The following is a 12,636-nucleotide window of genomic DNA, read 5'->3' on the forward strand; positions in this document are numbered from 1 at the left end:
ACCGAGGGCAGCAGCCCTCCAGCGTGGACCTCAGCGTGGAACCCGGCGGGCGCGGCGGCGGGCGCTCAGCGGCCTGGCGGCGGACAGGCTTGCGGGGCCGGGGCTGCGCCCGGCCGGTGCATCACGCACCAGGGCTGCGCGCGGCGTGGATGGCGATGCGCCGCGCCGGCGCGGCGGCGCGTGCGCGCAGCTGGCCGCAGCCGCCGTCCACGTCTTGCCCGGCGCTCTGGCGCAGCTTGGTCAGCACGCCGCGGCGGTGCAGCGTGCGCGCCATCTCTGCCGCTCTTTCCCAAGAGGGCCGCTGCCAGGGCATGCCGTCCACGCTGTTGTAGGGGATGAGGTTCATCATCGCGTGCTTGCCGGCCAGCAGGCGCGCGATGCCTTCCACCTCGTCGTCGCCGTCGTTCACGCCTTCGATCAGCGTCCACTGGTACTGGATGGGGTGGCCGGTGGCGCGTGCGTAGGCCTCGCCGGCGTCCACCAGATCGGCGGGGTCGAAACGCGGGGCGCGCGGCAGCAGCTCGGCGCGTTTGTCGGCGTGCGTGGTGTGCAGCGAGAGCGCCAGCGCCGGCTTCACGCGCTGCTGCGGCAAGGCCTCGAACACGCGCGGGTCGCCCACGGTGCTGAAGACCAGGTTCTTGTGCGCGATGCCGCCGCCGGTGCCCAGCAGCTCGATGGCTTCGAGCACCGCCTCCAGGTTGTGGGCCGGCTCGCCCATGCCCATGAACACCACCTTGTTGACGGGCCGCAGCGTGCGTGCCAGCACCACCTGGGCCACGATCTCGGCGCTGCCCAGCTGGCGCACCAGGCCGCCGGTGCCCGTCATGCAGAACACGCAGCCCACCGCGCAGCCGACCTGGGTGCTGACGCACACGCCGCTGGCCGGCAAAGCGGGGGTGTGGCGCTTGGGCCGATCAGGCTGCAGCAGCACCGCCTCGACCTGCTGGCCGTCGTGCAGGTTCACCAGCAAGCGTGCCGAGCCGTCTTCGGCGTCGTGCCGGCTGTGCAGGCGCACCAGGCCCTGCAGCTCATCGACGATGCCCGGCAGCTGCTCGCGCAGCGCCAGCGGCAGGAAATGCTCCAGCTGCTTGCGCCCGCCCTCTTGCGGCTGCGCCATCGCCCAGCGGCGCAGCACGCGGTCTTCGTGCAGCGGCAGCGCACCCAGGGCGCGCAGGCGTTGGCGCAGGGCGCTGATCTGCATGGTCAGGCGAGGTGCTTGGCGTGATGGCGCAGGTGGTCTTCGACGAACGAACTGATGAAGAAATAGCCGTGGTCGTAGCCGGCGTGCCGGCGCAGCGTGAGCGCTTGCCCGGCCTCGCGGCAGGCCGATTCGAACAAGTGTGGGTGCAGCTGCTCGGCCAGGAATTTGTCGGCCTCACCCTGGTCCACCAGCAGCGGCGGCGCCTTGTGCCCGGCCTGCACCAGCGCGGTGGCGTCGTGGGCCGCCCAGGCGCTGCGGTCTTCACCCAGGTAGCCGGTGAAGGCCTTCACGCCCCACGGGCACTGCATCGGCGCGGCGATCGGCGCGAAGGCCGAGCAGCTGCGGAACAAACCCGGGTGGCGCAGCGCGAGCGTGAGCGCGCCATGCCCGCCCATCGAATGGCCAAACACGCCGAGATGCAAGCCATCGCGGCTCTCCACCGGGAAGTGTTGCGCCAGCACCGCCGGCAGCTCGCCGGTGAGGTAGCTCTCCATGCGCCAGTGGTGGGCCCAAGGCGCCTGCGTCGCGTCAAGGTAGAAACCGGCGGCGGTGCCGAAGTCCCAGGCCGCGTCGGCGCCTTCCACGCCGGTGCCGCGCGGGCTGGTGTCGGGCGTCACCAGCATCAGGCCCAGCTCCGCCGCCACGCGCTGCGCGCCGGCCTTGATAGCGAAGGTCTCTTCGTTGCAGGTCAAGCCCGCCAGGTACAGCAGCACCGGCACTGGCCTGGCGGCCGGGCCATAGGCCTGCGGCGGGCGGTAAACGCCGAAGCGCATCGGCAGGCCGATGACGGTCGACGAGTGCTTGTAATAGCCCTGCACGCCGCCGAAGCAGGCGTGCTCGCTGATCACCTCGAAAGTCATCGGCCAGCCTGCTTCAGAACACCACCACCGAGCGGATGCTCTCGCCGCGCTCCATCAGCTCGAAGCCGTGGTTGATTTCCTCCAGCTTCAGCGTGTGCGTGATCAGCGGGTCGATGCTGATCTTGCCGTCCATGTACCAATCCACGATCTTCGGCACGTCGGTGCGGCCGCGCGCGCCGCCGAAGGCACTGCCCATCCACACCCGCCCGGTGACGAGCTGGAAGGGCCGCGTGCTGATCTCCTGCCCCGCCGCGGCCACGCCGATGACCACGCTCTTGCCCCAGCCCTTGTGGCAGCACTCCAGCGCCTGGCGCATGGTCTTGGTGTTGCCGATGCACTCGAAGCTGTAGTCGGCGCCGCCGTCCGTCAGCTGCACGATGGCATCCACCACGTTCTCGACGTCCTTCGGGTTGATGAAGTGCGTCATGCCGAACTGGCGCGCCATCGCTTCCCGGGCCGGGTTGATGTCGATGCCGATGATCTTGTCGGCCCCCACCATCTTCGCGCCCTGGATCACGTTCAGCCCGATGCCGCCCAGGCCGAAGACGACGACGTTCGCGCCCGCCTCCACGCCCGCCGTGAACAGCACCGCGCCCACGCCCGTGGTGACGCCGCAGCCGATGTAGCAAACCTTGTCGAAAGGCGCGTCGGGCCGGATCTTGGCCAACGCGATCTCCGGCGCCACGATGTGGTTGGCGAAGGTGCTGGTGCCCATGTAGTGCAGGATGGGCTGGCCATTGAGGCTGAAGCGCGAGGTGCCGTCGGGCATCAGGCCCTTGCCCTGCGTCGGGCGGATGGCCTGGCACAGGTTGGTCTTGCGGCTCAGGCAGAACTTGCACTGCCGGCATTCGGGCGTGTAGAGCGGGATGACGTGGTCACCGGGCCGCAGGCTGGTGACGCCCGGGCCCACGTCCACCACCACGCCGGCGCCCTCGTGGCCCAGGATGGCCGGGAACAGGCCCTCGGGGTCGGCGCCGCTGAGCGTGTACTGGTCGGTGTGGCAGATGCCGGTGGCCTTGATTTCCACCAGCACCTCGCCGGCGCGCGGGCCTTCGAGGTCGACCGTTTCGATGGTGAGCGGGGCACCGGCCTTCCAGGCCACGGCTGCGCGGGTCTTCATTGGGGTTTTCCTCAGGTCAGCTGAACGGAGGGATTGTCACCGCTGGGCTGGGTAGCCCGTGCGTGCGGGGGCAGGGCCGCGGTCAAGTTCGGCGCCGGGCGGCCGACAATGCGCTCAAGATGGGTCGCTTTGGTTCCTTGGCCGTGCGCGCGTGCGCCGCTGGGCTGGTCGGTCTGCTGTGGCTGGGCGCGGCGGCGGCTTCGCCACGCTTGGCCGAGATCGAACGCACGCTGCGGGCCCAGCCGGAAGCGATGCTGGAGGCCCTGAAGCCGGTGCTGGCAGACGCCCGCGGCGACGAGCGCGCCCTGGCGCTGCTGCTGCAGGCGCGCCAGCAGTACGCACAGCAAGACCTGGCCGGCCTGGACGCCACGGCGCAGGCGCTGGAAGCGCTGGCGCCGCAATCCGGGCTGGCGCCCGCCGCCGCGCTGCTGGCCCGGGGTCTGGCCGTGTCGCGCACGCCCCCGCTGGGCCGCGCCGACCGCAGCTTCAACGCCGCGGCGGCCGCGCTGCCGGCGGCCACACCGCCGCAGGTGCGCTGGTACTTCACCAACGAGCAGGCCCGCATGCGCCAGGCGCTGGGCCGGCTCGACGAATCGGTGGCCTTCAGCCAGCAGGCGGTGGAGCAGGCCGACGCCGGCGGCGTGGCCTGGCAGCGCTCGGAAGCACGCTCAGCGCTGGCCTACAGCCTGTACCTGGCGCAGCAGACCGACCGCGCCATGCCGATCAACATCGAAGCCGACCGGATCGCCGTGGCAGCCGGTGACATCAACGCCCGCATCCATTCGGCCACCACGGCGGCCATCCTGTACACGGCACTCGGCAACGACGACGAGGAGCTGAAGGCCTCCAAGCTGGCGGTCGACCTCGCCCGCCAGGCCGGTGCCCGGGGCCTGGAGGCCCTGGCCATGGCCAACCTCGCCGACTTCTACGTCAAGCGCGGCGACTACCGCACCGCGCTCGCGCTGGCCGAGCAGGCCCTGCCGCTGGCACGCGAGGTCGGGCAGCCGAGCAGCGAAGCCGTGGCACTGATTAACGCCGGGCTCGCCCAGATCGGCCTGGGCCGGCACGAGAAGGGCATCGCGCTGATCCGGCAGGCACTGGTCATCGATGAGCGCACCTCGGGGCTGCCGGCCCTGGCCGACACCCACGGGGAGCTTGGCGCCGCGCTGGAGAAACACGGTCACCTGAAGGAAGCCTGGGCCGCGTGGGTCGAACACCGCCGGCTGGCCGACCGCGTCTTCCAGCGCGAACACCAGCAGGCCGTGCTGGAGCTGCAGGAGGGCCTGGACGCCGACCGCCGCCAGCGCGAGCTGGCCGCACTTGAAACCGAGAACGGCCTGAAGGCCGAGCAGCTGCTCGCCCGCGAGCTGCAGCAACGCCTGTGGGCGCTGGGCCTGGTGGCGGGGCTGCTGTTGCTCGGGGTGCTGGCGCTGCTGCTGCGCCGCATGCGCCAGGCCAACCTGCGCCTGCGCCACAGCAACGAGGCCCTGAAGGTGGCCACCGAGCGCGACCCCCTCACCGGTCTGGCCAACCGCCGCCACTTCCACGCCGTGATGCAGCACAGCGCGGCGGCGCGTTTCGAGGGCACGCTGCTGCTGCTCGACCTGGACCACTTCAAGCGCATCAACGACCGCCACGGGCATGCCGCAGGCGACGCCGTGCTCGTGGACATCGCGCAGCGCCTGCAGGGCGTTCTGCGCGAGGAAGACCTGACCGTGCGCTGGGGGGGCGAAGAGTTCCTCGTGCTCGTGCGGCAGCTGCCGCCCGAGCAGGTGGAGGCCCTGGCCGAGCGCCTGCTCGCCACGGTGGGCAGCCGGCCGGTCTTCCACGGCCAGGAGGCCGTGGCGGTGACCGCCTCCATCGGCTTTGCCAGCTTCCCGCTGCCGCCGGCGCGCGAACCCGTCTCGTGGGAGCGGGCGTTGGACGTGGTGGACACCGCGCTCTACCTGGCCAAGGCCCACGGCCGCAACCGGGCCTACGGCGTGCGCTCGATGCAAACCCAGCAGCCGGAAAGCCGCGCCAACCCCGGCCTGGCCCTGGAGGCCGCGTGGCGCCAGGGGCGGGCCGAGCTCGCGCACCTGAAAGGCCCTGGCGCGGCACCCGCGGCAGAGGCAGCACTGCCATGAGCCCAAGGCCTCTGCGTCTGCGGTGCGCGGCAGGGGCCTTGGCCTGGGCGGGGCTGCTGGCTGGTGTCGCCTTGGGGGCGGACGCGGCCAGGTCCGCCCCTGCGGCCACAACCGCTGCCGCCAGCCAGCCGACGGCAGCCCAGCCGGCGCTGCCCTGGCCTGCGTTCGACGCGCAGGTACAGCTGGCGCAGGACGATCCCGACGCGGCCCTGGCCGGCCTGCGGGCCCTGGCCGCGAAAGGTGCCGGCGCTCGGCCGCTGGCCCTGGCGCGCGGCCTGGTGGCTGCCGCCTCGGGCCGTGCCGAGCTTCATGGCCAGGCGCTGTCCGCGCTGGCGGCCCTGAACCCCGACCCCGTGGCCGCGGCCGATGCCGCGCTGTTGCAGGCGGCCTGGGCCGATGCCGCCGACGACCCCCAAACCGCGCAGAAGGCCGCGCGAGCCGCCGTGGACGCCTATGCCAGCGCCTGCACCCCGGCGCGGGCCTGCGACCTGCAGCCCCGCTGGCTCGCCCTGCACCTGCTTTCTCGCCAGGACCGCAGGCGCGGCCTGAGCAGCGCCGCGCTGGAACACGCGATGGCGGCCTTGGAACTGGCCCGTGCCGCCGGCGACGGCGCCTACCAGGCGCTGGCCCTGGCCTCGGCGGCCGACGCCGCTGGCCTGATGGGCGATGCCGTGGCCGAACAGCGCCAGCTGGCGCGCGCCCAGTCGCTGGCGCAGGCCGACGGCGACCCGCTGCTGCGGTCGCGCGTGCTCATCGCCGAGACCCGCATGCACCGCCGCCGCGGCGACCTGGAAGCCACCCGGCGCACGGCCGAGGCCGGCATCGCGCTGGCGCGCCAGGGCGGCTCTTTGCGGCTGGAGAGCAGCCACCAGGCCAACCTTTCCGATGCCCTGGTGGCACTGCAGCGCCCGCGCGAGGCGCTGCAGGCCGTGGACGCGGCGCTGCCCGTGGTGCGACGGCTGGGCGACCGCCGCACCGAGCGCGTGCTGATGCACAACGCGGCGCTGGCCCACATCGGCCTGCGCCAGACCGAAGCGGCCCGGCGCGAGATGGGCCTGGTGCTGGCGGGCTACCGCCAGGGCGGCGCCACCGCCGACCAGGCGCAGGCGCTGCGCGAATACGCCGACGCCTATGCCGCTGCGGGCGACCTGCCGGCCGCGCTGGAGCTCTTCCACGCCGAGCGGCGCCTGGCCGCGGAGATGATGGCGGCCAACCGCGACGCGGCCCTGGCCGAGTTGCGCAAGCGCTTCGACCACGAGGCGCAGCAACGCCGGCTGGAACAGCTGGGCCTGGAGCGCACGCTCGTCAACACGCAGCTCGACAACCGCGCCGCGCTGCAGAAGGTGTGGGCCGCGGGGGCCGCCGTGGTGCTGCTGGCAGCGGTGCTTGTGGCGCTGATGGTCGGCCGCGTGCGGCGCCTGCGGCGCCGCCTGGAGGACAACCAGGAACGCCTGCGCGAGCAGAGCCGCCGCGAACCGCTGACCGGCCTGCACAACCGGCGCGGCCTGCAGGAGACGATGCAGGCGCGCGGCCTCACGCAGGCCTTCGAGGGCGCCCTGCTGCTGCTGGACATCGACCACTTCAAGCGCATCAACGACCGCCACGGCCACGCCGCCGGCGACGCCGTGCTGGTCGAGACCGCGCGCCGCGTGCGCGAGGCCGTGGGCCCGGCCGCCGGCGACGCCGACGACGATCTCGTGGTGCGCTGGGGTGGCGAAGAGTTCATCGTCTGCCTGACCGGCCCGCGCGACAACGGCGCCGCGGCTGCGGGCCGCGCTGCACGCGCACAGGAACTGGCCCGCCGCGTGCTGGAGGCCGTGGGCGGCCGGCCCTATGCGCTGCCCGATGGCGGCTCGCTGCGCGTGACGGTGTCGCTCGGCCACGCCTGTTTCCCGCTGGAGCCGGCGCGCCTGCCGCTGAGCCTGGAGCGCGCCATCAACCTCGTCGACATGGCGCTCTACACGGCCAAGAACCACGGCCGCAACTGCGCCATGGGCATCGTGATGACCAGCGCCACCACGCCCGAGGCGCTGAGCGCCCTGGAAATCGACTTCGATCTCGCCCGCAGCGAAGGCCGGGTGCTGCTGGAGCGCCTGAACGGCCCGCCGGCCGACGACGCACCCGCCACCGGCGCGCCCGGCAGCACCCGCGAGGCCGAGGCCCTGCGCGTCTGAGCCCGCGCCGGCGGCACGGCCGGCGTGAAGAAATGCAAAGCCCAGGCAAAGGCAGCCCTGCGCCTGAAAGCTTTCGTGCCAGCAGGGACAATCCCCGGCATGCCCTCCAAGAACAAAGCACGCCTGCCGCAGGCCCTCGTCCCCTGTCTCACACCCTGCCTCGCACTGGCCCTCACCAGCGCCTGGGCGCAGACCGCCCCGACACCGCAGCCCGCCCCCGCCGCCCAGGCCCCGGCCGGGGCCGCTTCAGCGCCGCGGCCGCGGCCTGCCGCCACGCCGGCGCCTGCCCCCGCCCCGGCCAGCGCCAACCCGTCGCAGCGCATCGAGATCACCGGCGGCCGCGAGAACGACACCACGCAGCGCCGCCAGGCCACGGCCAGCAAGATCGTCATCGGCCGTGAGGAGATCGACAAGTTCGGCGACGCCACCGTGGGCGAGGTGCTGCGCCGCCTGCCCGGTGTCACCACGCCCGGCGCGCCCGGGCGCGGCGGCCCGCCGCGCATGCGCGGGCTGGGCGGCGGCTTCACGCAGCTGCTCATCGACGGTCAGCGCGTGCCGCCTGGCTTCAGCCTGGAGAGCCTGACGCCCGAGCAGGTGGAGCGCATCGAGATCCTGCGCGCGCCCACGGCCGAAACTGGTGCGCGGGCGATCGCCGGCACCATCAACATCATCACGCGCGAAGGCTTCCGGCGCCGCCTGAACGACGTGCGCATCGGCTTCGGCGTCGAGGACGGCGAGGTCAGCCCGGGCGTGAACTGGACGCACAACGACGCCGCCGGCGAGCTCGTCTACAACCTCTCGGGCTCGGTCTTCGAGCGCCGCAACAACAACCGCAGCGAAAGCCGCACGACGGTGGAGAACGCGGCCACGGGCGCGCTGCTGGAAGACCGCAGCACCCGCAGCAGCACCACCGACAAGCGACTGGGCGGCAACTTCAGCGGCCGCCTGCAGTGGCGCCTGGGTGAAGGCACGGGCGACATGCTGGCCCTGGCGCCCACCATCTTCCACGCCAGCGGCAAGAGCAGCAGCCAGTACACGCTGACTCAAGGCCTGCGCCGGCCCGGCCGCGCCGTGCTCTACGACTTCGGCAACACCAGCAGCGAGACGAGCTTCACCAACGCGCGGCTGAACGCGCAGTGGCGCCAGCGCCTGGGGGCCGTGCGCGCCGAGCTCAACGGCGGCGGCGGCGTCTTCCGCAGCGAGAACGACAGCCTGCGCAGCGACTTCAACACCGGCGGCACCACCGCCGCGCGCACGCTGGTGGACACGGGCCGCACCAAGCAGACCAACATCGACCTCAAGCTCAAGTTCTCGGGCCTGACCGGCGGCAAGCCCGAGGGCGGTGGCGAGCACAGCCTGGTGGGCGGCCTGGACGTGGACGCCTCGCGCCGCAGCGAAGCGCGCAGCTCGCTGCAGAACGGCGCGCCGGTGCTCTCCGACTTCGGCGACGACCTCAAGGCCAGCTCGTTGCGCCTGGCGGCCTTCGCGCAGGACGAGTGGACGATCAACCCGAACTGGTCGGCGCATGCCGGCCTGCGCTGGGAAGGCATCACCACCAAGGGCGACAGCGCCGGCGCGGCCGGGGCTTTCCGCCCGACCAACCGCAGCAGCGTGTGGACGCCGCTGCTGCACGCCGTGTGGAAGCCCGACCCCAAGGGCCGCGACCAGGTGCGCATGAGCCTGACGCGCAGCTACCGCAGCCCCGACCTGGGCAACCTGATCGCGCGGCCCACCATCAACCGCGACTACGACCCCGACACCGGCAGCAACATCGAGACCGCGCCCGACCGTGCCGGCAACCCCGACCTCAAGCCCGAGCTGGCCACCGGCATCGACATCGCGCTGGAGCGTTACCTGGAGAGCGGCGGCGTGCTCAGCGCCAACCTCTTCCACCGCCAGATCAGCAACCTGATGCGCGGCGCGACCCGGCTGGAAACGGTGAGCTGGAGCCCCTTCCCGCGTTATGTGCGCCGCATGCAGAACATCGGCGACGCCACCACCTCGGGCCTGGAGCTGGAGGCCAAGTTCCGCCTCGACCAGCTGATCACCGGCGCCACGCCGGTGGAAGTGCGGGCCAACCTCTCGGTCTTCGACAGCAAGGTCAAGGCCGTGCCCGGCCCCGACAACCGGCTCGACCAGCAGAGCAAGGCCACGGCCAACTTCGGCGCCGACTACCGTCTGCGCAGCATGCCGCTGACGCTGGGCGGCAACGTCAACTGGGTGCCCGAGACCACCACGCGCATCGAGGCCGACCAGACCGTCACCGTCAGCAGCAAGCAGGTGTGGGACGCCTACGCGCTGTGGACCTTCAACCCCAACGTCGGCCTGCGCCTGCTGGGCAGCAACCTGAACCCGCGTGACTTCAGCACCAGCACCGCCAACGACAGCGTCGTGGCCGGCGTCACCGAGCGCACGCGCACGCGCAGCACGGGGCCGAGCGACATCAACTGGCAGCTGCGGCTGGAACTGAAGCTCTAGGGCCGCGGCACCACGCCAACGCCGCGGCACCCGGGTTGCCCCGGCTGCCGCGGTGGTGGCCTGCGGGCACACTGGCTGTTCCCTTGAACAGACCCTGCCTGCCCCCATGACGCAACGCCGCCACCTGCTCGCCGCCGCCTCCGCCCTGCCGCTGGGGCTGGCCTTGAGCCGCTACGCCCACGCCCAAGGCGCCTGGCCCAGCAAGCCGGTGCGCATCGTCGTGCCCTTCGCCGCCGGCGGCACCACCGACATCCTCGCCCGCGCCATCGCGCCCGAGCTGCAGCGGGTGTTCGGCCAGCCCTTCGTCGTCGACAACAAGCCGGGTGCCGGCGGCAACAACGGCTCGGCCGAGGTGGCCAAGTCAGCCGCCGATGGCTACACACTGCTGATGGGCACGGTGGGCACGCACGCCATCAACCCGTCGCTGTACCCGAAGATGCCTTACGACGCGGTCAAGGACTTCGCGCCCATCACGCTGGTGGCCGGCGTGCCCAACGTGCTGGTCTTCAACCCCGAGTCGGCGCAGAAGTACAAGGTCAACTCGGTGGTCGACCTCATCCGCGCGGCCAAGGCCAACCCGGGCAAGCTGAACGTGGCGAGTTCGGGTAACGGCACCAGCATCCACCTGGCGGCCGAGCTCTTCAAGAGCCTGACCGGCACCTTCATGCTGCACCTGCCCTACCGCGGCAGCGGCCCGGCGCTCATCGACCTGATGGCCGGCAACGTCGACCTGATGTTCGACAACCTGCCCAGCGCCATGCCGCACATCAAGAGCGGCAAGCTCAAGGCCCTGGCCGTCACCAGCGGCGTGCGTTCGGCGGCCCTGCCCGATCTGCCCACCATCGCCGAGGCCGGCGGCTCGCTGCTGCGCAACTACGAGGCCAGCTCGTGGTTCGGCCTGCTGGCACCCGCCGGCACGCCGGCCGACATTGTCAACCGCGTGCAGCAGGAGACGGCCAAGGCCATGGCCACCCCGGCCATCAAGGAGCGCCTGCAGTCGCAGGGCGCCATCCCCAGCGGCATGAGCCCGGCCGAGTTCGCGAAGTTCATCGACGCCGAAACCAAGAAGTGGGCGGTGGTCGTCAAGGCTTCCGGCGCCAAGGTCGACTGAGCGTGCGGGCGAGCGCCTGCGTCGGCCTCCAGGCCGCCTTGGGCACGCCGCAGCGCCCGCCGGACGGGGATGTATCAGCGCGTAGCAGGGCCCCTCTGTGAGGCACCTGCACGCCACACCTGCCGCCCTTGCCATGCCTGCACTCCTGCTCGACCTCATGCCCTCCGCCCCTCCGCCGGCCCACGCGCCGGCGGGCGCCGACGAGCACCTGCTCGCCTCGGTCTGGCCCGAGCCCGAGACGACGCACTTCAAGCAGCGCGCGACACCGCGGCAGCTGCTCTACAGCCTGGGCACGCACGACCTGCAGCTTCGTGTCCTGTCGCCGCGCGGGGGCAGCAGCGGCTACCGCCTGTGCGGCACCGTCTATGGCGACTGTGCCGGGGGCGTGGTGAGCTGGTGGCCACTGGCCCTGGGCCCCACCACGGCCGCGCTGGACATCGACCTCGCGGGGCCCGGGGCCGTTGCAGACAGCACCGCCTCGCTGCCGCTGGCCCTGGCGCCAGTGGCCAGTGCGTCACTCGGTGAACAAGGCGTGTTCGTGCTGGAAGTGCCCGGCGGCTGCGGCGTGCTGCGCCTGTGGCTGGCCGACCAGCTGCTGGAGCTGGCGCCACTGGGCCTCAGCGGCTTCTGAGCCCGCGGCCAGGCCGGGTGCACGGCGCCCGGTGGCATCATCCCCGCCCTGACGAACGGAAGGACGGCGAACAGGATGTGTGCCAGCAAGGTGGCCGAAGGCAAGCAGCGCGGATGGATCATCCCCATCGGCGGTGCCGAGGAAAAAGAGAACGCGCCACAGATCCTCAACCGTTTCGTGCAGCTGGCGGGTGGGCGGCAGGCCGACATCGTCGTCATTCCCACGGCCAGCCAGATGCGCAGCACCGGGCCGCGTTACGAACGCATCTTCGGGGAACTGGGTGCCGCGCGGGTGACGGCGCTCGATTTCGACACCCGGCGTGATTGCGACGAGCCCGGCCGGCTCGAACGCCTGCAGCAGGCCACCGGCATCTTCTTCACCGGCGGCAACCAGCTGCGCCTGGGCACGCTGATCGGCGGCACGCCCATCGCCAAGGCCGTGCGCGTGATGAACGCTGCCGGCGTGCCCGTGGCCGGCACCAGCGCCGGCGCGGCCTTCATCAGCGAACACATGATCGCCTTCGGCGACGAGGGCAGCACGCCGATTGCCGGCAGCGTGCGCCTGGCCGCGGGGCTGGGCCTGACCAACCGCTTCATCATCGACCAGCACTTCCGCCAGCGCGACCGCCTGGGCCGCCTGCTCACGGCGCTGGCCTACAACCCCTTTGCCGTGGGCATCGGCCTGGACGAAGACACCGCGGCCTTCATCGCGCCGGACAACACCGTGCACGTGGAAGGCAGCGGCGGCATCACCGTGGTGGACGCCGCCGAGGTGCAGTTCAGCAGCATGGACACGGTCAACGAGGGCCGGCCGGTGTGCCTGCTGGGCGTGAAGCTGCACATCCTCACGCAGGGCGCCACCTTCAACCTGCACACGCGCCTGGCCGACGCCGGCGTGCTGCACGAACCCAAGCGCTGAGCACCGTGGGCGGCGCC

Annotated in this window: 9 protein-coding genes; 6 read left to right on the forward strand and 3 right to left on the reverse strand. The window is 72.2% G+C overall.

Going from position 1 to position 12,636, the window contains the following annotated elements; all coding sequences use genetic code 11:
• Nucleotides 1–121: 121 nt before the first annotated feature.
• Genes EOE66_RS01445 through EOE66_RS01455 form a run of 3 tightly spaced genes read right to left on the reverse strand, consistent with a single transcriptional unit; the run spans nt 122 to nt 3,181 of the window.
• Nucleotides 122–1,201, reverse strand: a complete 1,080-nt coding sequence (locus tag EOE66_RS01445; protein ID WP_128226903.1) for an RNA methyltransferase — start codon at nt 1,199–1,201, stop codon at nt 122–124.
• Between the two features lie 2 nt (nt 1,202–1,203).
• Entirely contained in the window at nt 1,204–2,061 is an 858-nt protein-coding gene (fghA, locus tag EOE66_RS01450) for an S-formylglutathione hydrolase (RefSeq protein ID WP_128226904.1), read from the reverse strand.
• Nucleotides 2,062–2,074: 13 nt separating this feature from the next.
• Nucleotides 2,075–3,181, reverse strand: a complete 1,107-nt coding sequence (locus EOE66_RS01455; protein ID WP_128226905.1) for an S-(hydroxymethyl)glutathione dehydrogenase/class III alcohol dehydrogenase — start codon at nt 3,179–3,181, stop codon at nt 2,075–2,077.
• A gap of 119 nt (nt 3,182–3,300) precedes the next feature.
• On the opposite strand from EOE66_RS01455, the gene EOE66_RS22330 reads away from it, so the two are divergent.
• The 6 genes from EOE66_RS22330 (at nt 3,301) to EOE66_RS01485 (ending at nt 12,619) form a co-directional block, all read left to right on the forward strand.
• Complete coding sequence (locus EOE66_RS22330; RefSeq protein ID WP_128226906.1) at nt 3,301–5,307, forward strand: GGDEF domain-containing protein; 2,007 nt, start codon at nt 3,301–3,303, stop codon at nt 5,305–5,307.
• Nucleotides 5,304–7,481 (forward strand): GGDEF domain-containing protein, encoded by a 2,178-nt coding sequence (locus tag EOE66_RS01465; protein WP_128226907.1) that lies wholly within the window; start codon nt 5,304–5,306, stop codon nt 7,479–7,481. Before EOE66_RS22330 ends, EOE66_RS01465 begins: the two co-directional genes overlap by 4 nt.
• Nucleotides 7,482–7,580: 99 nt before the next feature.
• The gene (locus EOE66_RS01470; protein ID WP_128226908.1) at nt 7,581–9,959 is read left to right on the forward strand and encodes a TonB-dependent receptor plug domain-containing protein; all 2,379 of its coding nucleotides are present in this window, start codon (nt 7,581–7,583) and stop codon (nt 9,957–9,959) included.
• Between the two features lie 106 nt (nt 9,960–10,065).
• Nucleotides 10,066–11,070 carry a Bug family tripartite tricarboxylate transporter substrate binding protein gene (locus tag EOE66_RS01475; RefSeq protein ID WP_128226909.1) on the forward strand — a complete coding sequence of 335 codons (1,005 nt, stop codon included), beginning with the start codon at nt 10,066–10,068 and terminating at the stop codon, nt 11,068–11,070.
• A gap of 133 nt (nt 11,071–11,203) precedes the next feature.
• Nucleotides 11,204–11,701 (forward strand): hypothetical protein, encoded by a 498-nt coding sequence (locus EOE66_RS01480; protein WP_128226910.1) that lies wholly within the window; start codon nt 11,204–11,206, stop codon nt 11,699–11,701.
• Nucleotides 11,702–11,776: 75 nt separating this feature from the next.
• A complete protein-coding gene (locus tag EOE66_RS01485; RefSeq protein WP_128226911.1) occupies nt 11,777–12,619 on the forward strand; it encodes a cyanophycinase in 843 nt (280 codons plus the stop codon).
• The last annotated feature ends 17 nt before the right edge of the window (nt 12,620–12,636 follow it).

This window comes from Rubrivivax rivuli, assembly GCF_004016505.1.
In the GTDB taxonomy this organism is placed as follows: domain Bacteria; phylum Pseudomonadota; class Gammaproteobacteria; order Burkholderiales; family Burkholderiaceae_C; genus Rubrivivax; species Rubrivivax rivuli.